Raw genomic sequence first — 21,444 nt, forward strand, 5'->3', positions numbered from 1 at the left:
CTCGCCGTGACGACGTCGGCCGCGCTTGTCGCGCCACCCGCGAACGCGGCTCCGCAGCAGGTGCACCTGCCCGATCCCGAAGGCCCGTACGCGCCGGGGACGAGCCTGCTTCACCTTGTCGACGAGGGCCGCACCGACGCCCTCGCTCCCGAGGGCGGGCCACGGGAACTGATGGCACAGGTCTGGTATCCGGCGCTGCCCCTGCCCTGGTACGAGCGCGCGGCCTACGCGCCCGCGAAGGAGGCCGCGCGGCAGGAGGAGTTCTACGTCCTTCCCGACGGCGTGCTCGAAGGTGCCGTCACCAACAGCAGGCAGGACGCGCCCGCGCTGCCGGGCAACTACCCGGTGGTGCTCTTCTACCACGGCCTGTGCGCGAGCCGGACCGACACGACGGCCGTCAACGAGCGCCTCGCGAGCCTCGGCTTCGTCGTCGTCGCACTCGGCAGCACCCATGAGTCCGACCTGGTCGAGTTCCCCGGCGGCAGGACGGTCTCCACCGCCGACCCGGCGTTCTGCGCCGCGGCCAGCGACTTCAGCCCGGAGAACCAGGCGATCCTCAACCGGCTCCAGGAGACCAGGGTCGCCGACGTCCGGTTCGTGCTCGACGGGCTTCAGCAGGGGTCCCTGCCGCTGCCATCGGGCGTTGCCCGCGCCGCCGACATCGACCGTGCGGGCATCTACGGGCACTCGTTCGGCGGCTCCACAGCGGCGCAGGCGATGCTGGAGGACCCGAGGCTGCTGGCGGGCATCAACCTCGACGGCCTTGTCGTCGGCCCGGTCCGCACCGAGGGCCTCGACAAGCCGTTCCTGGTCATGGGCAGCGACTACCACGACGACAAGGCCGACCCCACGTGGGCGGATTTCCTGCCCGCCCTCACCGGGTGGCACCAGTGGCTGCGGATCCGCGACGCGGGCCACTACCGCTTCGTCGACCAGGGCGGCAGCGCCGACCGCTGGAACATGCGCGAGGTGATGCCGCCGGAGATCTGGACCGCGAACTTCGACGACATCGGTGACGAACGCTCGCAGCGGATCCTGCTCGACTACACGTCGGCCTTCTTCCTGCGCTTCCTCAAGGGCGAGGAGCAGCCGCTCCTCGACGGTCCGTCCGCGGGGTACCCCGAGGTGGAGTTCAAGACCGCAGGCGGGCCAGCGCCTCGTCCAGGTCGGTGACGTCGGCGTACTTCGCGTCCAGGTCGGTCAGGTTCGCGTCGTGCAGCTGGACGGATCGGTCGGCGCACGCCTGGCGCACCACCTGCGGCCGGAAGCCGTGCGCGAGCGCGTCCGTGGCCGAGGCACGCACACAGCCCGACGTCGACACCCCGGCCACCACCACGGTGTCGACGCCTGCCGAGTGCAGGGTCGCCGCGAGCGACGTGCCGAAGAACGCCGACGCGTACTGTTTCACGATCACCGGCTCGCCCGGCTCCGGCTTCAACGGCGGCGCGATCTCACCCCAGCCGCCCTCGGCATCCTCCGCGAACGCCGCCAGCGCGGGCACCTTCCGCACGAACAGCCCGCCGTCGGCGAGCCCGCGCGTGTACCGGACCACCGTCCACAGCACCGGCCTGCCCGCAGCCCTCGCCGCGGCCACCAGCTCGCCCGTCGCGGCGACGGCCGGTCCGGGATCCGGCAGCAGGAACGGCCCGCCCGGCTCGGTGTAGGCGCGCACCAGGTCGATCACGAGCACCGCAGGGCGCTCACCCCAGCCGACCCTGCCGGAGAACGCCGTCCCGTGCGGCCCGGTGCTCACGATTCCGCCCAGTGCGGCCGTTTCGGCGCGGGCAGGCCGGTCTCGGCCTCGCAGCGCTCCAGCAGCTCCTCGATCGGCGGGCCCATGTCGAACACCGGCAGCTCGGCGGGCCGCGACGCCTTCAGCTCCGCCCGCAGCGCCTCGGTCGCCTCGGCGTCCACCGCGCCGGAACCGTCGAGCACCACGCCGTAGCGCCGCGCGCCCTCTGCGGTCACCAGTCCTCGCGCCACCTCCAGCGCCACCAGCTCGGGGTCGCGTTGCAGCGGGTCACCCCAGCCGCCACCGCCCCACGTGACGAAGTGCAGCACGTCCCCCGGCCGCACCGGCACGTCGTGACACTTGCTCGGCAACACCTCGCGGGTGCCGTCGGCTCGCTCCAGCCACTTCGTGCCGCGCGCCCCGGGCTCGCCGCCGTTGACGCCCCACGGGTAGGTCAGCCACCGGTCGTCATGGATCGCGATCGTGCCCGGCTCCTCGAACACGTACGTCACGTCCACACCGTTGCCGCCCCGGTGCAGGCCCGCGCCGCCGGTGTCGGACACGGTCTCCCAGCGTTCGATGCGCAGCGGGTAGTACGACTCCAGGTACTCGCACGGGATGTTGACGAAGCTCGGCCACAGCGAGTGCCCGTCGGGCCCGTCCCCGAGCGGGCGGCCGGGGATGCCGCCGAAACCGATGGAGTAGAGCTGGAACCACTCGCCCTCGCGGTCGCCGGAGGTGTAGTAGCCGGAGTACATGAAGTGCGGACTGGAGGAGAACCCGGCCGCGTTGAGCAGCGCGGGGTTGGTCTGCCCGAGCAGCCCGCCGAAGAGGTCGAACACACGCCCGATGCCGTGGTTGCGGCCGTTGAGCGACGCCGGGTGCTTCGGCTTCCAGTACGAGCCGTCCGGGATCGTCACGTCCACGAGCGGGTAGAAGCCGTCGTTCCACAGGATCTGCGGGTCGGCCACCGTGATCATGTAGATCCCGAAGAACATCCGGGTCAGGTTCTCGTTGATGTAGTAGTTCACCGGCCCGGCCGCCTGCGGCGAGCTGCCCGTGAAGTCCAGGTGCACCTTCTCGCCGTTCCTGGTGAGCGACAGCTTCAGCTCGTAGGGCCCGTTGCCGACGCCGTCGTCGCAGATGTAGTCGGTGAAGCTGATCGTCTTGCCGTCCTCGAAGACGGTCTCCAGCAGCACCTTCATCGCGTCGTAGTTGCGTTGCAGCAGCGCGTCGAGCGCGGACAGGTAGGTCGCCGTGCCGAACCGCTCGCACATCTCCACCACGCGACGGCCCGCCGTGCGGCACGCGGCGACGAGCCCGTTGAGGTCGGCGCGGTTCCAGTCCGGCATGCGCACCTGGTTGAGGATGATGCGCAGCGCGTCGGCGTTCAGCTCTCCCCTGCGGTACAGCTTGAACGGCGGCACGACCACGCCCTCCTCGTAGATCGTGCGCGCGTCGGTGGGCATCGAGCACGGGGTCTTGCCGCCGACGTCGGACATGTGCCCGAACATCGACGCCCAGCCGACGAGCCTGCCCTCGTGGAAGATCGGCATCACGAGCAGCCAGTCGTTGGCGTGGCTGATCGCGGCGCCGCACGCGTAGGGGTCCGACGTCATCAGCACGTCGCCCTCTTCGATCGTGTCGTCGAAGTTCTCCAGGAAGTCGGGAATGGACAGTCCGAACTGGCCGACCACCATCTTGCCGCTCGGGTCGCCGATGAGCGGGAACTCGTCGTGCTGCTCGCGGATCCCAGGCGACAGCGCGGTGCGGAACAGCACCTCGTCCATCTCGTAGCGCGCGTTGCGCAGGCCGTTCTCGATGAGGTCGAGGGTCACCGGGTCCACGGTGCCCTTGGTGAGCTCGCCGGTCGCGGTCTCGATGATGCGGGCCATGCCTCACGCCTCCAGCGGGTTGATGAGCAGGCTGCCGGTCGGGTGCACCGTGGCCGCGTGGCCGGGCAGCACGAGGGTCGTCGAGTCCATCTCGGTCACGATCGCGGGGCCATTGACCACGTCGCCGGCCCGCAGCTTCGCCCGGTCGTACACGCGGGCGTCGTGCCGGGCGCCGGAGACGTGGATCGGGTGGGTGTCCACGAGCGCGTCGGCGGGATCGCCCGTGCCCTCCGGCAGGGTCAGCGGGGCGACCTCCGGCCTCGGCCCTGTCACCGTGGCGCGGGCGTTGACCAGCTCGTGGTCCACCGAGAGCAGGAACGAGAACAGCCGGTCGTGCTCGGCGTCGAAGCGGCTCGCGAGCGTCTCCAGCGCGGTGCCGGGTCCGTCCAGCCACGCCGGATCGAGCTCGACGGGGATCTCGAAGCCCTGGCCGTGGTAGCGCACGTCGACCTCGAAGCCGACCTCCTGTGCGTCCTTCGCCAGGCCCTGCGCGGCGAGCCGTTCGCCCGCCTCGTCCGCCAGCTCCAGCAGGATCGCGCCCAGCTCGTCGCCGGTGAGGTCGCCGAAGCGGCGCAGCACCGTGCGGGCGGCGATGTCACGCAGGCTCGTCGTCGCGTCACCGAGCGCGCACAGCACGCCGGGTGACGGCGGCACGATCACGGGCCACGCGCCGGTGAGCCTGCCGAGCGCGTTGGCGTGCAGCGGTCCCGCGCCGCCGAAGGCGACGAGCGCGAAGTCGCGCGGGTCGAAACCCTGCTGCACGGAGACGAGGCGCAGGCCGCCGAGCATGTTCTCGTTGACGATGTCGACGATGCCCGCCGCTGCGGTCTCGGCGTCGGGCAGGCCCATCGCCTCCGCGACCTTCTCCACCGCGTCCCTCGCGGCGGCGACGTCGAGCGTGATCTCCCCGCCCGCCAGCGCGGGCGGAAGGTAGCCGAGCACCACGTTCGCGTCGGTGACGGTCGGCTCGGTGCCGCCCCGGCCGTAGGCGGCGGGGCCCGGGTCGGCACCGGCCGACTGCGGGCCGACGCGCAGCGCCCTGGTCAGCTCCGGCACGTGCGCGATCGAGCCACCACCGGCTCCGACCGTGCGGACGTCCACACTGGACGCTCGCACGGTGAGGTCGCCGACCTTGGTTTCCCTGCCGATGCGCGGCGAGAGGCCCTGGACCAGCGCGACGTCGGTGGAGGTGCCGCCCATGTCGAACGTGATCAGGTCGCGGTAGCCGCACTGCTCGGCCACCCACACCGCACCGGTCACCCCGCCCGCGGGCCCGGACAGCAGCATGGTCACCGGCGAGGCGACGGCCGCGTCGGCGGCGGACAGCCCGCCATCGCTGCGCAGGATCGCGAGCTCCCCGGCGACGCCGCCCCTGCCGAGCTCGCCGGCGAGCGTCTCCACGTAGCGTTTGACCTGCGGCTGGACGTAGCCGTTGGCGACGGTGGTCACCGTGCGCTCGTACTCGCGCAGCTCCGGCAGCACGTCGGAGGACAGCGACACCGGCACGCCGGGCAGTTCCTCGGCGGCGAGCTCGGCGACCCGGCGCTCGTGGGCGGCACCCGCGAAGGAGTTGATGAGCGAGACGGCCAGCGCCTGGATGCCACGGCCGCGCAGCCTGCCGAGCTGGGCGCGGACGTCGGCCTCGTCGAGTGCCCGGATCACCGTGCCGTCGCTGGCGATCCGCTCGTCGACCTCCACGGTGTTCTCCAGCGCGGCGAGCGGCTCCGGCTTCGGCCAGATGATCCACCCCGCAAGGCCGCCCGGCACGTAGGACCGCGCGATCTGCAGCACCTGCCGGAAGCCCTTGGTGGTGACCAGGCCGACCTTGGCGCCCTTGCCCTCCAGGATCGCGTTGGTCGCCACGGTGGTGCCGTGCAGCACCTGGGCCACCTCGTGCAGGCCGATCCCGGCGTCGGCGCACACCTTGCCGATGCCGTTGAGCACGCCGACGGACTGGTCGGCGGGCGTGGACGGGGTCTTCGCGCGCCAGGTGGCGCCCGTGGCCTCCTCGACCAGCAGCACGTCGGTGAAGGTGCCGCCGACGTCGACTCCGAGCCGGTAACTCATGGGTTCTCCTGCTCCCTCGCCGCGCGGACCATCACGGCCCGCGCGTTGCGGATATGGGCGGTCATCACGGCACGGGCCCACTCCGGGTCTCCCGCCCGCACGGCGGCGACGATCTCGACGTGGTGCGCGAGGCTGCGCCGCAGCGACGTCTCGTCGTAGGTGTGGAAGTTGCGCAGCACGATCGGGGCGTGCACCGCGCTGGCGAGCGCGCCCGCGAGCGCGGGGTGGTGCGCGAGCGCGACGAGCCTGCCGTGGAACTCGCGGTTGAGTGGCACGAGCGCGTCGAGGTCCTGCTCAGGGCCCGGGCTGCCGACCTCGACCATGCGCAGCGCGAGCCGGTCGAGCTCCTCGACGTCCTCGGGGCGCGCCTTGGGTACGGCGAGCGCGGTGAGCTTGGGTTCGAGCGCGGTCCTCAGTTCGAACACGCCTTCGAGCTCCTCGACGCTCCACTTGCTGACGCGAGCGCCACGGTTGGGCACCAGCTCGACGAGGCCCTCGGCGGCGAGCCGGGTGAGGGCCTCCCGGACCGGTGTGCGGCTGACCCCGAGCCGGGTGGCCAGCTCCATCTCGCCGAGCCGGGCACCCGCCGGGAAGTCGCCGCGCAGGATCAGCTCGCGCAGCGCGTCGACGGCCTTCTCGCGGCCCGTCACCGAGGGCGAAGTCTGTGTCATGAATCACCTCGAAGCCAGATTGTGTGCAATCTAGGCCGAAGGGGATTCCACTGGCAATGGGTGACGCGTAAATTCGAGGTGTCTGTATACAAGGAGGCTGTGACGTGGGAGATCTGCTCGGTACCGCAAGGACCCCGAGGGCCCGCCTGCGGGAGCTGCTGACGGCCGGGGAACCGCTCGTCGCACCCGGCTCGTACGACGCGCTGTCGGCCAGGCTGATCGAACAGGCCGGCTTCGACGTCGTCTACATGACGGGGTTCGGGACCACCGCCTCGCTCATCGGCAGGCCCGACGTCGGCCTGCTCTCCGGCGCCGAGATGGTCGACAACGCGAGCCGTATCGTCGCCGCCGTCGACGTGCCGGTGATCGCCGACGCCGACACCGGCTACGGCAACGCGATCAACGTCGTACGCACCGTGCGTGCCTACGAGCAGGCCGGGGTGTCCGGCATCCACCTTGAGGACCAGGTGATGCCGAAGAAGTGCGGGCACATGAGCGGCAAGGCGGTGATCTCGCGCGAGGAGATGGCGGGCAAGCTCCGCGCCGCCGTCGCCGCGAGGCAGGACCCCGACTTCGTGCTCATCGCCCGTACCGACGCCGCCGCCGTGCACGGGCTCGACGACGCGATCGACCGCGCCAAGGCCTACGCCGACGCGGGCGCCGACGTGCTCTTCGTGGAGGCGCCGACGAGCGAGGAGGGCATCGAGCGCGTCGCGACGGAGCTGCGCGGCGTCGCACCGCTCGTGTTCAACTGGGCCGAGGGTGGCCGCACCCCGCCGATTTCCTTGCAGCGCATAGGAGAGCTCGGCTTCTCGCTCGTGATCTTCCCCATCGGGACACTGCTCGCCGCGACCGCCGGGATCCGGTCACTGCTGGAGGTGCTGCGCGCCGAGGGGACCCCGCAATCGGCGCTGCCGGGGCTGCCTTCGTTCGGCGAGTTCACCGATCTCATCGGGCTTCCCGAGATACAGAAACTGGAGCAGCGCTTCGCGAGTGAATGAGTTACCCCGGCCGATACCTGGAAATACGGGCAGGTAGGAGCTACGTTCGCGGTACGCCCACGCACTCCGAACCGGCGATCAGACAAAGGGGTTTGGACATGCCGGATAACCATGTTGTCGTGTATCAGGGGCCGGGACGGGTCTCCGTCGAGTCGATCGACTATCCGAAGCTCGAACTTCCTTCTGACGTCGTCGAAGGACTGGGCCTGCCGAAGAAGGCTCCCCATGCAGCGATCCTGAAGATCGTCACCACCAACATCTGCGGAAGCGACCAGCACATGGTGCGCGGCCGCACCACCGCGCCCGTCGGGCAGACCCTCGGGCACGAGATCACCGGGGAGGTGGTCGAAGCCGGTGACGACGTGCTGTTCGTCAAACCCGGCGACATCTGTTCGGTGCCCTTCAACATCGCGTGCGGCCGCTGTCGCATGTGCTTCGAGGGCAAGACCGGAATCTGCCTCAACGTCAACCCCGCCCGGCCCGGCGCGGCCTACGGCTACGTCGACATGGGCGGCTGGATCGGTGGCCAGGCCGAGTACGTGATGGTGCCGTACGCGGACTTCAACCTGCTGCCGTTCCCCGACCGCGACCAGGCGCTGGAGAAGATCCTCGACCTGACGATGCTGTCGGACATCTTCCCGACCGGCTACCACGGCGCCTTCTCAGCGGGCGTGACCACGGGCTCCACGGTCTACGTCGCCGGAGCGGGACCGGTCGGCCTCGCGGCGGCACACGCCTCGCAGCTGCTCGGCGCGTCGGTGGTGATCGTCGGCGACATGATCCCGGAGCGGCTGCAGCAGGCCCGCAGTTTCGGTTGCGAGACAGTGGATCTGCGCGAGTCGGCCGAGCTCGCCGACATGATCAAGGAGATCACCGGTGAGCCGGAGGTCGACGCGGCGGTGGACGCCGTCGGCTTCGAGGCCCGCGGCCACGGCCGGGACGCCGGCGAGCAGCCCGCGACGGTGCTCAACGACATCATGACCATCTCCAGGGCGGGCGCCTCGCTCGGCATCCCCGGCCTGTACGTGACCGGCGACCCCGGCGGGGTCGACGAGAACGCGCAGATCGGCCAGCTCGGCGTGCGCATCGGCCTCGGCTGGGCGAAGTCGCACTCGTTCACCACCGGCCAGTGCCCGGTCAAGAAGTACAACCGCTTGCTGATGAACATGATTCTCAGCGGCAGGGCGCAGATCGCCAAGGCCGTCAACGCCACGGTGATCCCGTTGAACGACGCCCCGCAGGGCTACCAGGACTTCGACCACGGCGCTGCCAAGAAGTTCGTACTCGACCCGCATGGGATGGTTCCCGCGTAGGAAGGAACCAGCCGATCGCGCCCCGGTTCAGCGCAGCCGGGGCGCGATCGTGCTCGCGTCCGGCGCTGCCACCTGCTCACGCAGGCTCTCGGCGAGCGTGCGCGCCCACTGGCACAGGCCCTCGACGTCGATGCCGTGGGGGCGGCGCCGCGTGAACGGCTCGATGTTGCCCGCGCCCCTGGTGAGCAGCGACGCCGCGCCCGTCGGGTTGCCGCGCGCCGCGTGGGTGATGCCCACGGCGAGCTGCGCGAGCCCCCGCCACAGTTCCCGCTCGTCCTCCGGCCCCGACTTCCACGCGTCCTCGAAGACCTCGTGCGCGTGGAACGGCTTGCCGTCGTCGAGCAGCCGCTGCGCCTCCGTCAGCGACTCCTCCGGTGTGCGGACGACGCCCTCCGGCTGCCGCTCGACGCCCTCCGCGCCGTAGGGCAGCGGCCTGCCGAGGCCGTCCCTCGGGCGGGCGTTGCGGGCGCGGCCTTCCTCGTCCCGGTCGCGGTCAGTCACGCCTGCGAGTCTCGCACCGTCACTCGGTGCCCCGCTGGGTGGCGTCGGACGCCTGCTTCGACGCGGGCTGCGGCTCCGCGGTGTGCGGTTTGACCCTGCCGGTGAGCGTGATGTGCCCCTCGGAGTGGATGCGTTCGACCATGTGCGGGTAGTGCAACTCGAACGCGGGCCGCTCCGACCGGATCTTCGGCAGCTCGGTGAAGTTGTGCCGGGGAGGTGGGGAGCTCGTGGCCCATTCCAGCGAGTTGCCGAAGCCCCACGGGTCGTCCGCGTTCACCGGGTCGCCGAACCGGTAGCTGCGCACCACGTTCCACAGGAACGGCAGCATCGACAGCCCCAGCACGAACGCGCCGATCGTCGACACCACGTGCAGCTCGGTGAACCCGTCGGACGGCAGGTAGTCGGCGTACCGGCGGGGCATGCCCTCGTCGCCGAGCCAGTGCTGCACGAGGAACGTGGTGTGGAAGCCCACGAACGTCAGCCAGAAATGCAGCTTGCCCAGCGGCTCGTTGAGCATGCGACCGGTGAACTTCGGGTACCAGAAGTAGATGCCCGCGAACGTCGCGAACACGATGGTGCCGAACAGCACGTAGTGGAAATGCGCCACCACGAAGTAGCTGTCGGTGACGTGGAAGTCCAGCGGCGGGGCGGCGAGGATGACCCCGGTCAGTCCGCCGAGCAGGAACGTCAGCAGGAACCCGATCGACCACAGCATCGGCGTCTCGAAGCTCAGCTGCCCCTTCCACATCGTGCCGATCCAGTTGAAGAACTTGATGCCGGTGGGCACGGCGATCATGAACGTCAGGAACGAGAAGAACGGCAGCAGCACCGCGCCCGTGGCGAACATGTGGTGGGCCCACACGACGAACGACAGCGCCGTGATGCCCATCGTCGCGAACACCATCAGCCGGTAGCCGAACAACGGTTTCCGGCTGAACACCGGGATGATCTCGGTGATGATGCCGAAGAACGGCAACGCGACGATGTAGACCTCGGGATGGCCGAAGAACCAGAACAGGTGCTGCCAGAGGATCGCGCCGCCGTTGGCGGGGTCGAACACGTGCGCACCCAGATGCCGGTCGGCGGCGAGCGCGAACAGCGCAGCCGTGAGGATGGGGAACGCGGCGAGGATCAGCACGCTGGTGAACAGGATGTTCCAGGTGAAGATCGGCATCCGCCACATCGTCATGCCCGGCCCGCGCAGGCACGCGACGGTGGTGATCATGTTGACGGCGCCGAGGATGGTGCCGAGACCGGAGACGATCAGACCCATGATCCACAGGTCGCCGCCCACGCCGACGGAGTACTCCGCGCGAGACAACGGCGTGTAGGCGGTCCAGCCGAAGTCCGCGCCACCCGCAGGCGTGAGCAGCGAGCTGAGGACGATCGTGCCGCCGAACAGGAACAGCCAGTAGGAGAAGGCGTTCAGGCGCGGGAAGGCGACGTCGGGGGAGCCGATCTGCAGCGGCAGCACGAGGTTGGCGAAGGCGAACAGGATCGGCGTCGCGTAGAGCAGCAGCATGATCGTGCCGTGCATGGTGAACAGCTGGTTGTACTGCTCCTGCGACAGGAACTGCAGGCCCGGCCAGGCGAGCTCACCCCGGATCAGCAGGGCCATCAGGCCGCCGATCATGAAGAAGACCATCGAGGTGACGAGATAGAGCATCCCGATCTTCTTGTGATCGGTGGTGCGGACCCAGGCCAGCACCAGCTGACCTCGCTTCCCCGTGCGGGCAGCGGGCTGGCGGATTCGGGTCGGCCGCAGGCCGATCTGAGTGTCCAAGGCTGCACCTCCACCACCAGTGGTGCATCCCCGAGCCCCTCGTGCTGGCCGGCTCGAGGCGGTCTTGATAAACGGTAGACCCCGAAGGGGTCCGGCGCATCAGTTCGAACCGCCTCGACACCCGGCCCGTTACTGCTGGTAGGACTCGACCTCGCTGACCGAGCGTGGCTGGGCCTCGTCGGGGTCGTCGCCGAACTCGGCGCGGGCGCGTCGCTGCCGCAGCAGGTCCCAGCACTGGTCGAGCTGCTGTTCCAGCTCGCGCAGGCGCCGCGTGCCCGCGTCGTCGAGCCCGCTGCCCGTGGCGTGGGAACGCAGCTCGCGCTCCTCGGCGATCAGCGCGTCGATCCTGGCGATCGTGTCCTCGTCAGCCATGCAGGCCACGGTACGCCGCAGCCCGCCTCCCCAACGGCCCCCAAGGCCACCTTCGGTGCGCTCAACGCAACAAAGGTGGCCTTGGGGGCAGCTGGATTCACTCGGGTGGGTCTGAGGGGAAGAGGTGGTGCCAGGCTCGCGAACGGACCCAGCGGCTGCCGTTGGCCACGGCCTCGTCGGCCTCGGCCTCCAGCCACTCGCCGAGCAGCGCCGCGTCGCGGGCGTCGAGCACGCGCGCCTGCAGCAGGTTGCCGTCCTCGTCCAGCAGTTCGGCCGAGAGCAGACCCGCGTCGGGATCCGCCCGGAACTTGACCATTCGCCGGAGCACCGCACCACGCTAACGGGTCACCTGCCATCGAGTCGGGGGGCCAGCATCCGCGAGATGCCGCGCGCGGCGGCCTGCACCAGCGGAGCCAGCGCGATGGGCTCCGCCGTGTCGGCACGCACCACCAGCGACACAGCCGCCACCACGGCACCGTCGGCGCCGCGGATCGGTGCGGCCACCGACAGCGCGTCGAGGGTCACCTGTCCGTCGCTCACGGCGTAGCCGTTGCGGCGGACCGCCGCCAGCAGCTCACGCAGGCGGTCGGGGTCGGTGATCGTCTTCGGCGTGTAGGCGTGCAACGGGGCCGCAAGCGCTTGCTCCTGCACCTCCGCGGGTGCGTGCGCCAGCAGCACCAGGCCAACCCCGGTCGCGTGCAGGGCGAACCGGCCGCCGACGCGGGTCAGCACCGGCACCGCGTGCCTGCCCGCGATCCGCTCCACGAACACCAGCTCGAGCCCCTCACGCACCGCCAGCTGGACGTTCTCGTGCGTGACCTCGTACAGGTCCTCCAGGAACGGCATTGCCACATCCCGCAGGCCGAGCCCGCGCGGAGCCAGCGCCGCGACCTCCCACAGCCGCAGCCCGATCCGGTACCGCCCATCGGCGCCCCGTTCCAGCGCACCCCACGCCACCAGCTCGGCCGCCCGCCGGTGCGCCGTCGGCAGCGAGACACCCGCTCGCCGCGCCAGCTCGCTGAGGGAGAGGTCCGGGGTCGCCGGGGTGAACGCCTCCAGCATGGCGAGCACCTTGGCGGTCACCGACCGGGCACCCTCGCCCACCTCAACTCCTTCGCCGAGCTCGCCGGTAGAGGCTACAACTCCAGCACCAGCCGCGGCCCGCACGAACGGGAGACACAGATCAGCATCGTCTCGCCCGCAGCGCGCTCCTCGTCGGTCAGCAGGGAGTCGCGGTGGTCGGGCACGCCCTCGCGGACGTCGGTCTCGCACGTGCCGCACGTGCCCTCCTGGCACGAGGACAACACCGGCACCCCTGCGTCCTCCAGCACCTCCAGGATCGACTTGTCCCCGGGCACCGTGAACGTTCTGCCGGACACGGCCAGCTCCACCTCGAACGACTCGCGCGGCCCCGCGCCCGCGTCGTCCCTCGGCGCGAACCGCTCGACGTGCAGCACGCCCGGCCCCCACGCCGCGCACCGCTCCTCCACGGCCGCGAGCAACGGCTCCGGCCCGCAGCAGTACACCGCCGTGTCCGGTTCGGGCGTCCCGAGCAGCTCGTCGAGCGGCAGCAGCCCCGTCTCGTCCTCCGGCAACACGCGAACGCGATCGCCGTACTTCGCGGTGAGCGCGTCGGCGAACGCCATCGACGCCCTGCTGCGCCCTCCGTAGACGAGCCGCCAGTCGGCGCCGCGCGCGTCGGCCTCCGCCACCATCGGCACGATCGGGGTGATCCCGATGCCGCCCGCGAGGAAGAGGTACCTCGGCGAGCCGGTGAGCGCGAAGTTGTTGCGTGGCCCGCGAACCCGCAGCACCGCACCCTCGGCGAGCCGCTCGTGCACGAACGTCGACCCGCCCCGGCTCTCCGGTTCCCGCAGCACCGCCACGGTCAGCGCGGAGCGGTCGCCGGGATCGCCGCACAGCGAGTACTGCCGTTCGAGCCCGTCGGCGAGCAGCAGGTCCACGTGCGCGCCCGGCTCCCACGGCGGCAACGGCTCACCCCCGGGACGACGCAGCGTCAGGCACACCACGCCCTCGGCGGCGGTCTCCTTGCGGGCCACCACCAGTTCCAGATCCGTCATCGCGCCGGCTCCTCCTCGTGGCCTTCGGGATGGGCGAGCAGCCAGTCCCACAGCTCGACCGGGTCCTGCGACTCGTGCTCGGCGCCGCAGTGGCACACGCCGAGCAGCCGGTCGGTGTTCAGCACCCAGTGGATGCGGAAGACGGTGTTGCCGCGCAGCATCGCCGTCATGAGCGCACCAACGCCCCGGGTGCGGCCCGCTCGGCCATGCGCCGCAGGAACCGCCGTGCCGCCAGCCCGCCGGTGTCGATGTTGATGCTCAGCTCCTGGTAGCCGTCCGGTTCGGACTGGATCACCTGCTCCAGCACGTCCAGGGCCCGCACGTCCTGGAGCACGACCGTGCGGTTGCTCTCGGCGAGGAAGTCGGAGACCTCCTGGTCGTCGAGCGCGAAATCCCGCGCCACGGCCCAGAAGTCGTGCGTGCTGTGCTCGGTCTCCGGCGTGATCGCGTACACCACCTCGACGTGGAAGGCGTCCGGATCGGTGCCGTCGTCGTTCGGCAGCACGCCAACCGGCGCGATGCGGCTGTGCAGCAGGTACAGGCACGGCGGGTGATACTCGATGTCCTGCCAACGCGTGATCCGGCCCTCGATCCCGGTGGACCTCGCGTAGAACGACGGGCATTCGGCGTCGGCCATGTGCCGGGAGACGTAGATGATCTCGTTCTCCTCGTCGACCTCCGTGGTGATCGGCGTGTTCGCCACCTCCGGCGTGCCGATGTAGCCGCCGTGCAGGTAGGTCTCGTGGGAGAGGTCCATGAGGTTGTCCACGAGCAGTTCATAGCGCGCCCGCAGCGGCTCCATCCCGGACACCGTCGTGTACGCGGGGTCGGCCAGCCACGGCGCGCGGGGGACCAGCGTGGGGTCGGCCTTGTCGCGGTCACCGATCCACACCCAGACGAAGGAGTCCTGCTCCACAAGCGGGTAGCTGGCGACGCGCGCGGTGCGCGGGATACGAGACTGGCCGGGCACGAACACGCACGAACCGGCCCGGTCGTAGGTGAACCCGTGGTAGCCGCACACGATGGTGTCGCCCTCGAGCCTGCTCTCCGAGAGCGGGTAGCGGCGGTGCACGCAGCGGTCGGCGAGCGCGACCGCGTCGCCGGACTCGGTGCGGTAGAAGACGATCGGCTCGCCGAGGATCGTGCGGGGAAACAGTTCGCGCCCGAGCTCGCGGCTGTAGGCGGCCACGTACCACTGGTTGCGGGCAAAAGTCGGCATCGACGTCGCTCCTTGCGCGGGTGGTGGGAGACGCCCCGACTGTGCTGGCAGCGGTGCGACCGCGGCCACGCCGGTTTTCACCCACTGAAAGCTTTTCGTGGTTTCCCGCACATTCCATTCACCGGAACGGGGGACGGGCGAATCGGGACGTTTGTTGCGACCGTGCTGCCCCATGACACGGTCAGAGCCGACGCCGTTCCTGGCGGGCGAACAGCAGACCCGCAAGCCGTACAAGGCGTTGTGGGCGGTACTGCTGCTCGGCTGGGTGGTCAGCTATGCGGATCGCACCCTCACCGGCCCCGTCGTGAGCTGGATGATCGCGAACGAGGTCGGTTTCATCGGCGAGTCCAGCGATCCGCGCGCGCTCGGCGGCCTGGTCGGCTCGCTGTTCTTCACCGGCTACATGCTCACGCAGTACCCCGGCGGCAGGCTCGGCGACCGCTTCGGCCACCGCGAGATGATCGTGCTCTCGCTGCTGTGGGCGGGTGTGCTGACGCTCGTGTCCGGTGTCGTTGTCGGGCTCATCGCGTTCGTCGGCGCGCGGGTGCTGACCGGTCTCGGCGAGGGCGTCTTCTACTCCAACGACCGCACGCTGATCCTCAACCACACCCCGCCGAAACGGCGCACGCTCGGCCTTGGCGTGGTGATCTCCGGGCTCTCGATCGGGCTCACCATCGGCATCATCTGCACGCCGCTGCTGATCGACTGGGGTTCCGCGCTCGGCATGGGCGCCGAGGCGTGGCGGATGCCGTTCGTGGTGTTCGCGGTCGTCTCGCTGATCGTGGCCGGGCTGTGCTGGTACTTCTTCCGCGCCCGGCTCGACGGCAGGCTCCAGCTCGGGCCACCGATGCTGCGGCTGGTCGGCGTCTCCGCGCCCCTGCTCGTTGCGGTGCTCGGGCTGTTCATCGTCGCCGACGAGCTGCGCTGGCCCACGTGGGGCACCGCGATCGGCTCCGGGGTGCTCGCCGCGATCGTCATCGCCGTCATCGTGGGGCGCCTGCGCCGGACGCCGGAGGCGTCCACCCTGCTCAGCAGGGACATCGTGATCGTCTACGTCGCCTACATCGCGATCCTGTGGAACCTGTGGTTCTTCAGCTTCTGGTCGGTGGAGATCGTCCGCGAGGCCACGGAGAGCTCGCTGCTCGCCGCCGCGCTCACGGCGGCGTTCAACGCGGGCGCCGGCATCCTCGGCTTCCCCGCGGGCGGCTGGCTCGCCGACCGTGCGCTGCGCAAGGGCTACGGCCGCAAACCGCTGCTCATCTCGTTCAGCGTCGTCTACTCGCTGCTGGTGTTCGCGTTCGCGTTGTCGATCAGCGGTGACGGGGAGCCGTCGCTGTTCCTGCTGGGGCTGATCCTGTTCTGCTCGGGCCTGTTCTTCAACGCGCTGCAGCCGATCGCGCAGGGCATCACGGGCGACCTGGTGCCGGAGAAGCAGCGCGGGTCGGCGTTCGGGCTGCTGAACCTGATCTCCGAGATCGGCGCCGTCGCGAGCCCCGTGGTGAGCGGCGTGCTGCGCGACGCCACGGGCAGCTGGGCCGTCGGCACCTGGGTCGCGGGCGGCATCATGCTCGCCTCGGCAGGCCTGTACGTCCTGGTCCGCGAGAAGCGACCCCAACTGCAGTGAAGGCCACCTTGCCTGCGTTGAACGCAGTGATGGTGGCCTTCACTGCGGCCGGGGTGGTCAGGAGCCGAGGAAGCGCAGCACCGCGAGCACGCGGCGGCTGAAACCCGTGGTGTGGGCGAGGTCGAGCTTGTCGAAGATCGCGTTGACGTGCTTCTCGACCGCGCTCTGCGACACGTGCAACTGCTCCGCGATGCCCGCGTTGGTGTGGCCCTGCGCCATTTTCTCCAGCACCTCGCGCTCGCGGGCGGTCAGCCGGGTGAGCGGGTCGACGTGCGTGGTGCGGGCCAGCAGCCTGCGCACCACCTCGGGGTCGAAGGCAGCCCCGCCCGCGGCCACGCGCTCCAGCGCGTCGAGGAACTCGCCGACCTGCGCCACGCGGTCCTTCAGCAGGTAGCCGACCTTGCCGGCGTCGTCGGTGATCAGCTCGGTGGCGTAGCGCTTCTCGACGTACTGCGAGAGCACGAGCACGCCGATCTCCGGCCAGCGGCTACGGATCTCCAGCGCCGCGCGCAGGCCCTCGTCGCTGTGGGCGGGCGGCATGCGCACGTCGGTGACGATCACGTCCGGCCGGTGGCGCTCGGTCTCCCTGATCAGCGCCGCGCCGTCGTCGACCGCGGCCACCACCTCGTGGCCCTCCTCGGCGAGCAGGCGGACCAGCCCCTCGCGCAGCAGGGTCGAGTCCTCGGCAAGTATCACGCGCACGGCAGCTCCGCCTCGATCGTGGTCGGCCCTCCGGCCGGACTGTCCACAGTGAACACGCCATCCACGGCGGCGACGCGCCGGGCGAGCCCGGAGAGTCCTCCGCCGGAAGCCTGCGCGCCGCCCGCGCCGTCGTCGGTGATCCGCACGGTCACCATCGTCTCGTCCCCGGTGACGCTGATCCCGATCCGGGACGCGCCCGCGTGCTTGATCGCGTTGGTCACCGCCTCCGACGCCACGAAATAGGCCACGGTCTCGACGGCCGCGCCCGGCCGCTCCGGAAGCGCGTAGTCGAGCGTCACGGGCACGCTGGAGCGTTCGGCGAGCGACTCCAGTGCCACTTCCAGCCCGCCGGAGTCCAGCGCGATCGGATACACCCGCCACGTCACCTCGCGCAGGTCCTGCAGCGCCTGCTGCGACTCGTCGTGCGCCTGGCGAACCAGTTCGCCTCTGTGCTCGGGATCCTTGCTGCGCAGGGCCCTGCCGAGCACCATGCCGAGCGCGACGAGCCGCTGCTGTACGCCGTCGTGCAGGTCCCTTTCGATGCGCCTGCGCTCGTCGTTGACGGCCTCGATCACCTCGGCTCGGCTCGTGGCGAGCTGCGACACCCTGCGGCGCAACAGGTCCTGCTCGCTCGGCCCGAGGAACCGGTGCGCCACGCGGCGATCCAGCGTCGCGACGCCGATGAGCCCCTGCACGGCGATGAAGATCAGCAGGAGCCCGAGCAGGAACACCGCGGGGAGGTCGTACCAGTCGTGGTCGTCGCCGATCGGGTCCCCGCCGCCGATGGGCGCTCCGGAGAAGAACTGGCTGGCCATCACCAGTCCGGACACCGCACCCCACAGGATGAGCACGAAGACCCCGGCGCCGAGACCACCCACGACGCAGCGCACGGCGAGGTACTCCAGTGCGCGCCTGCCGCCGTAGTCGGCGGAGTTCTCGTTGCGCAGGTACCGCGCGAGGCGTGCGCGTTCCACCTCGGCGAGCAGGCGGGCCCCGGCGAACACCCTCCGGCGAGCCGAGGGAACGGCGAGCGCGGGCAGGGTCAGCAGCACGTAGGCCGCCTCGGCGAAGGCGAGCACGGCGCCGAGCGCCAGCCCGATCGTGGTCCGGCACCCTCGGCGCAGGAGTCCGTCGGCTGCTCGGGGCACAGCCCCGAGGCTAATCGCGTGGTCACGCAGCGGTACTGAGGTTTTCCACAAGATCGCCCTGTGGTGGGCGCCCCCGGAAGTCGGCGCCCCACTTCATGGCGACAGCACGCGCGCGTCCGTAGCGTCGAGGGTAGTTGCCCAAAACGAACAAATGACCCGAAAGGCCATACATGACCGCGCAGCTGGCCCAGGACAACTCAGGCGAACTCGGAGGTATCGCCGGATGGGCCGTCGACCTGATGGACGTGCTCGGCGGACCGGGCGCCGCCATCACGGTCGGCTTCGACAACCTGTTCCCGCCGATCCCGAGCGAACTGGTGCTGCCGTTGGCCGGGTTCAGCGCGGCCAACGGCACGTTCTCGCTGGTCGAGGCCCTGATGTGGACCACGGCGGGGTCGGTGCTCGGCGCGATCATCGTCTTCTACCTCGGCCAGCTGCTCGGCCGTGACCGCACCCGGTGGCTCATCTGCAAGCTGCCGCTCGTGAAGCCCGAGGACTTCGACAAGGCCGAGGAGTGGTTCGCGAAGCACGGCACCAAGGCGGTGTTCCTGGGGCGGATGGTGCCGTTGGTGCGGAGTTTCATCTCGCTGCCCGCAGGCATCCAGCGGATGCCGTTCTGGATCTTCCTGTCGCTGACCACGCTCGGCAGCCTCATCTGGAACTCGATCTTCGTGGTCGCCGGCTACGCACTCGGCGCCAACTGGCACGTGGTGGAGGAGTACGCGGGCGTGTTCCAGATCATCGTGATCGTCCTCGGTGTCGCCGCGGTGACCCTCTTCGTGGTCAAGCGCCTCCGCGACCGCGCCCGCACCCCCGCCTGAGCGGATTCGCCAACTGCCCCCAAGGCCACCTTTGTTGCGTTCAACGCAACAAAGGTGGCCTTGGGGGCTTCTTACGCCGCGTGGGCCAGCCGGGTCGAGGCGGGCTCCAGTGCCAGGTCCAGCACCTCGCGGACGCTGCTCACCGGGTGGACGTCCAGCTCGGCGAGGATCTCCCCGGGCACGTCGTCCAGGTCCGGCTCGTTGCGCTGCGGGATGATCACCGTCCGCATGCCCGCCCGGTGCGCGGCGAGCAGCTTCTGCTTCACCCCGCCGATCGGCAGCACGCGCCCCGTCAGCGACACCTCACCGGTCATCGCCACGTCGGCCCGCACGAGCCTGCCGGACAGCAACGACGCCAACGCCGTCGTCATCGTCACGCCCGCCGACGGTCCGTCCTTCGGCACCGCACCCGCAGGCACGTGGACGTGCACGCCGCGCTCCTTGAGGTCGCCGACCGGCAGCTCCAGCTCGGCACCCCGCGAGCGCAAGTACGACAGCGCGATCTGCGCCGACTCCTTCATCACGTCACCGAGCTGACCGGTCAGGGTCAGCCCCGTGCCGCCGGTCTCCGCGTCGGCCAGCGACGCCTCGACGTACAGGACGTCGCCGCCCGCGCCCGTCACCGCGAGCCCGGTCGCGACACCCGGCGTCGCCGTGCGCTGCTCACCGGCCGGCAGCGACGACTCCGGCACGTGCCGCGGCCGCCCGAGGTAGCCCTCGAGTTCGGGCACACCGACCGTCAGCGGGAGCGTGGCCTCGTTCAGCGCGACCCTGGTCGCCACCTTGCGCAGCACCTTCGCGATCGTGCGGTTCAGGTTTCGCACACCCGCCTCGCGTGTGTACTCCGCCGCGATCCGGCTCAGCGCCGCGTCGGTGAACGTCACGTCGCCCTCGGCCAGCCCCGCCCGTTCGAGCTCGCGGGGGAGCAGGTGGTCGCGCCCGATGGTCACCTTCTCGTGCTCGGTGTAGCCGTCGAGCGTCACCAGCTCCATGCGGTCGAGCAGCGGACCCGGAATGGTCTCCAGCGCGTTGGCCGTGGCGAGGAACACCACGTCGGAGAGGTCCAGCTCCACCTCGAGGTAGTGGTCGCGGAACGTGTGGTTCTGCTCGGGGTCGAGCACCTCCAGCAGCGCCGCCGTCGGGTCGCCCCGGTAGTCGGCGCCCACCTTGTCCACCTCGTCGAGGAGCACCACCGGGTTCATCGACCCGGCCTCCTTGATCGCGCGCACGATCCGGCCGGGCAGTGCGCCGACGTAGGTGCGGCGGTGGCCCCTGATCTCGGCCTCGTCGCGGATACCGCCCAGCGCTACGCGTACGAACTTGCGCCCCATCGCCTTGGCGATCGACTCACCCAGCGACGTCTTGCCGACACCGGGAGGGCCCGCCAGCGCCAGCACGGCGCCGCCGTGCCGACCGCCCACAGTGGACTCCGCTGTGCCCGACGGCGCCTCGGCGGTAAGGAGTGCCTCGGCGCGCCGCTGCCGCACGGCGAGGTACTCGATGATGCGTTCCTTCACGTCGTCGAGCCCGGCGTGGTCGGCGTCGAGCACCTCACGCGCGCCCGCGATGTCGTGCACGTCGGTGGTCCTGACCTGCCACGGGATGTCCAGCACAGTGTCGAGCCACGTGCGGATCCAGCCCGCCTCGGGCGACTGCTCGGAGGTCCGCTCCAGCTTGTCGACCTCGGCGAGCGCGGCCTTGCGGACGTGCTCGGGCAGGTCGGCCGACTCCACGCGGGCGCGGTAGTTGTCCTGGTCGGCACTGCCGTCGAGCTCACCGAGCTCCTTGCGGATCGCCTCGAGCTGGCGGCGCAGCAGGAACTCCTTCTGCTGCTTCTCCATGTCCTGCTCGACGTCCTTGCGGATGGTGTCGTTCACCTTCAGCTCGGCCAGGTACGCCCTGCCGGTCTCCAGCGCCGTCTCCAGCCGGGCGGTGACATCGAGCGTGCGCAGCAGCTCGAGCTTCTGCTCGGTGGTGAGGTACGGCGCGTTGCCGGCGAGGTCCGCGATCGCGGAGGGGTCGTCGAGCTGCTGCACCGCGTCGAGCATCTGCCACACACCGCGCTGCTGCAGCAGCGAGATCACGACCGACTTGAACTCCGCCGCCAGCTCACGGGTGCGCTCGCCGACGGGCAGTTCGACCGCGGGCTCGGCGTGCACCCACCTGGCGTCGCCGGGGCCGTCGGCGGGGGAGCCGACGAGCGCGCGGCGCGTGCCACGCACCAGCGCGGCCGAGGAACCGCCGGGAATGCGGCCGATGCGCTCGACAGTCGCGACCGTGCCGACCTCGGCGAGCTCGCCGTCGATCCTGGGCACGATCAGCACCTCGGCCTTGCCCGCCGCCGACCGGATTCCGGGCAGCGACGCGACACCCGGCGCCTTCGCCTGCGCCGACTCGACCGCGTCGCGGGTGTCCTGCTCCGCGAGGTCGAAGGGCACCACCATGCCCGGCAGCACGACGTCGTCGTCGAGTGGGAGTACGGGGAGGAGCTGTGTCTGGGTCATCAATACGCTC

General features: G+C 70.5%; 20 protein-coding genes. 5 read left to right on the forward strand and 15 right to left on the reverse strand.

The genetic code is table 11. The features are described 5' to 3' along the window. The first annotated feature begins 6 nt into the window (after positions 1 to 6). On the forward strand, positions 7 to 1,173 hold the full coding sequence (locus tag BA062_RS04720) for an alpha/beta hydrolase family protein (protein WP_110334768.1): 1,167 nt from the start codon (positions 7 to 9) through the stop codon (positions 1,171 to 1,173). Here the strand turns inward: BA062_RS04720 and BA062_RS04725 are convergent. From BA062_RS04725 to BA062_RS04740, 4 genes are read right to left on the reverse strand one after another with little or no spacing between them, the layout of a single operon-like run. Further along, the gene (locus tag BA062_RS04725) at positions 1,133 to 1,753 is read right to left on the reverse strand and encodes an isochorismatase family protein (RefSeq protein ID WP_110334769.1); all 621 of its coding nucleotides are present in this window, start codon (positions 1,751 to 1,753) and stop codon (positions 1,133 to 1,135) included. The genes BA062_RS04720 and BA062_RS04725 overlap by 41 nt on opposite strands. Further along, on the reverse strand, positions 1,750 to 3,627 hold the full coding sequence (locus tag BA062_RS04730) for a hydantoinase B/oxoprolinase family protein (protein ID WP_110334770.1): 1,878 nt from the start codon (positions 3,625 to 3,627) through the stop codon (positions 1,750 to 1,752). Before BA062_RS04730 ends, BA062_RS04725 begins: the two co-directional genes overlap by 4 nt. Positions 3,628 to 3,630: 3 nt before the next feature. After that, entirely contained in the window at positions 3,631 to 5,694 is a 2,064-nt protein-coding gene (locus tag BA062_RS04735; protein ID WP_110334771.1) for a hydantoinase/oxoprolinase family protein, read from the reverse strand. Beyond that, positions 5,691 to 6,365, reverse strand: a complete 675-nt coding sequence (locus BA062_RS04740; RefSeq protein ID WP_110334772.1) for a GntR family transcriptional regulator — start codon at positions 6,363 to 6,365, stop codon at positions 5,691 to 5,693. The genes BA062_RS04735 and BA062_RS04740 overlap by 4 nt, the downstream gene beginning before the upstream one ends. 104 nt (positions 6,366 to 6,469) lie before the next feature. Here BA062_RS04740 and BA062_RS04745 point away from each other — a divergent pair, with 104 nt between their 5' ends. Both BA062_RS04745 and fdhA read left to right on the forward strand, forming a co-directional pair. Further along, positions 6,470 to 7,366, forward strand: coding sequence for an isocitrate lyase/PEP mutase family protein (locus BA062_RS04745; protein ID WP_110334773.1), 897 nt, complete (start codon positions 6,470 to 6,472; stop codon positions 7,364 to 7,366). Between the two features lie 98 nt (positions 7,367 to 7,464). Next, positions 7,465 to 8,679, forward strand: a complete 1,215-nt coding sequence (gene fdhA / locus BA062_RS04750; RefSeq protein WP_110334774.1) for a formaldehyde dehydrogenase, glutathione-independent — start codon at positions 7,465 to 7,467, stop codon at positions 8,677 to 8,679. 27 nt (positions 8,680 to 8,706) lie between these two features. Here fdhA and BA062_RS04755 read toward each other — a convergent pair whose 3' ends face one another. From BA062_RS04755 to BA062_RS04785, 8 genes are all read right to left on the reverse strand, one after another. Continuing rightward, positions 8,707 to 9,180 carry a DUF309 domain-containing protein gene (locus BA062_RS04755; RefSeq protein WP_110334775.1) on the reverse strand — a complete coding sequence of 158 codons (474 nt, stop codon included), beginning with the start codon at positions 9,178 to 9,180 and terminating at the stop codon, positions 8,707 to 8,709. Positions 9,181 to 9,199: 19 nt separating this feature from the next. After that, positions 9,200 to 10,963 carry an aa3-type cytochrome oxidase subunit I gene (gene ctaD / locus BA062_RS04760; RefSeq protein WP_110334776.1) on the reverse strand — a complete coding sequence of 588 codons (1,764 nt, stop codon included), beginning with the start codon at positions 10,961 to 10,963 and terminating at the stop codon, positions 9,200 to 9,202. A gap of 129 nt (positions 10,964 to 11,092) precedes the next feature. Next, entirely contained in the window at positions 11,093 to 11,335 is a 243-nt protein-coding gene (locus BA062_RS04765) for a DUF2630 family protein (protein WP_110334777.1), read from the reverse strand. A 97-nt stretch (positions 11,336 to 11,432) separates the two neighbouring features. Beyond that, positions 11,433 to 11,663 (reverse strand): hypothetical protein, encoded by a 231-nt coding sequence (locus BA062_RS04770; protein WP_146240001.1) that lies wholly within the window; start codon positions 11,661 to 11,663, stop codon positions 11,433 to 11,435. A 17-nt stretch (positions 11,664 to 11,680) separates the two neighbouring features. Continuing rightward, positions 11,681 to 12,439, reverse strand: coding sequence for an IclR family transcriptional regulator (locus tag BA062_RS04775; protein ID WP_281271611.1), 759 nt, complete (start codon positions 12,437 to 12,439; stop codon positions 11,681 to 11,683). A gap of 32 nt (positions 12,440 to 12,471) precedes the next feature. Next, complete coding sequence (locus tag BA062_RS04780) at positions 12,472 to 13,416, reverse strand: PDR/VanB family oxidoreductase (protein ID WP_110334779.1); 945 nt, start codon at positions 13,414 to 13,416, stop codon at positions 12,472 to 12,474. After that, complete coding sequence (locus tag BA062_RS39730; RefSeq protein WP_168213874.1) at positions 13,413 to 13,586, reverse strand: hypothetical protein; 174 nt, start codon at positions 13,584 to 13,586, stop codon at positions 13,413 to 13,415. The genes BA062_RS04780 and BA062_RS39730 overlap by 4 nt, the downstream gene beginning before the upstream one ends. Continuing rightward, positions 13,583 to 14,635, reverse strand: a complete 1,053-nt coding sequence (locus BA062_RS04785) for an aromatic ring-hydroxylating dioxygenase subunit alpha (protein ID WP_110334780.1) — start codon at positions 14,633 to 14,635, stop codon at positions 13,583 to 13,585. The genes BA062_RS39730 and BA062_RS04785 overlap by 4 nt, the downstream gene beginning before the upstream one ends. Before the next feature lie 172 nt (positions 14,636 to 14,807). On the opposite strand from BA062_RS04785, the gene BA062_RS04790 reads away from it, so the two are divergent. After that, positions 14,808 to 16,259, forward strand: coding sequence for an MFS transporter (locus tag BA062_RS04790; RefSeq protein WP_110334781.1), 1,452 nt, complete (start codon positions 14,808 to 14,810; stop codon positions 16,257 to 16,259). Positions 16,260 to 16,316: 57 nt separating this feature from the next. Here the strand turns inward: BA062_RS04790 and BA062_RS04795 are convergent, their stop codons facing one another. Both BA062_RS04795 and BA062_RS04800 read right to left on the reverse strand, forming a co-directional pair. Further along, positions 16,317 to 16,961, reverse strand: a complete 645-nt coding sequence (locus BA062_RS04795; RefSeq protein WP_110334782.1) for a response regulator — start codon at positions 16,959 to 16,961, stop codon at positions 16,317 to 16,319. Beyond that, positions 16,952 to 18,109 carry a sensor histidine kinase gene (locus BA062_RS04800; RefSeq protein ID WP_210406760.1) on the reverse strand — a complete coding sequence of 386 codons (1,158 nt, stop codon included), beginning with the start codon at positions 18,107 to 18,109 and terminating at the stop codon, positions 16,952 to 16,954. The genes BA062_RS04795 and BA062_RS04800 overlap by 10 nt, the downstream gene beginning before the upstream one ends. A 170-nt stretch (positions 18,110 to 18,279) precedes the next feature. Between BA062_RS04800 and BA062_RS04805 the strand changes: the two genes are divergently transcribed. Further along, the gene (locus BA062_RS04805; RefSeq protein ID WP_110334783.1) at positions 18,280 to 18,930 is read left to right on the forward strand and encodes a DedA family protein; all 651 of its coding nucleotides are present in this window, start codon (positions 18,280 to 18,282) and stop codon (positions 18,928 to 18,930) included. Positions 18,931 to 19,001: 71 nt separating this feature from the next. On the opposite strand, the gene lon is transcribed toward BA062_RS04805, so the two are convergent. Then, positions 19,002 to 21,434, reverse strand: coding sequence for an endopeptidase La (gene lon / locus BA062_RS04810; RefSeq protein ID WP_110334784.1), 2,433 nt, complete (start codon positions 21,432 to 21,434; stop codon positions 19,002 to 19,004). Positions 21,435 to 21,444: the final 10 nt, after the last annotated feature.

The sequence above is a fragment of the Prauserella flavalba genome, assembly GCF_003202235.1.
GTDB lineage: Bacteria > Actinomycetota > Actinomycetes > Mycobacteriales > Pseudonocardiaceae > Prauserella_A > Prauserella_A flavalba.

What these genes read in the sequence shown, in the direction of transcription:
- BA062_RS04730 (WP_110334770.1), bottom strand. Translation starts at nt 3,627, where the DNA reads ATGGCCCGCATCATCGAGACCGCGACCGGCGAGCTCACCAAGGGCACC.
- BA062_RS04785 (WP_110334780.1), bottom strand. Translation starts at nt 14,635, where the DNA reads ATGCCGACTTTTGCCCGCAACCAGTGGTACGTGGCCGCCTACAGCCGC.
- BA062_RS04735 (WP_110334771.1), bottom strand. Translation starts at nt 5,694, where the DNA reads ATGAGTTACCGGCTCGGAGTCGACGTCGGCGGCACCTTCACCGACGTG.
- BA062_RS04740 (WP_110334772.1), bottom strand. Translation starts at nt 6,365, where the DNA reads ATGACACAGACTTCGCCCTCGGTGACGGGCCGCGAGAAGGCCGTCGAC.
- BA062_RS04765 (WP_110334777.1), bottom strand. Translation starts at nt 11,335, where the DNA reads ATGGCTGACGAGGACACGATCGCCAGGATCGACGCGCTGATCGCCGAG.
- lon (WP_110334784.1), bottom strand. Translation starts at nt 21,434, where the DNA reads ATGACCCAGACACAGCTCCTCCCCGTACTCCCACTCGACGACGACGTC.
- BA062_RS04805 (WP_110334783.1), top strand. Translation starts at nt 18,280, where the DNA reads ATGACCGCGCAGCTGGCCCAGGACAACTCAGGCGAACTCGGAGGTATC.
- BA062_RS39730 (WP_168213874.1), bottom strand. Translation starts at nt 13,586, where the DNA reads ATGACGGCGATGCTGCGCGGCAACACCGTCTTCCGCATCCACTGGGTG.
- fdhA (WP_110334774.1), top strand. Translation starts at nt 7,465, where the DNA reads ATGCCGGATAACCATGTTGTCGTGTATCAGGGGCCGGGACGGGTCTCC.
- BA062_RS04790 (WP_110334781.1), top strand. Translation starts at nt 14,808, where the DNA reads ATGACACGGTCAGAGCCGACGCCGTTCCTGGCGGGCGAACAGCAGACC.
- BA062_RS04780 (WP_110334779.1), bottom strand. Translation starts at nt 13,416, where the DNA reads ATGACGGATCTGGAACTGGTGGTGGCCCGCAAGGAGACCGCCGCCGAG.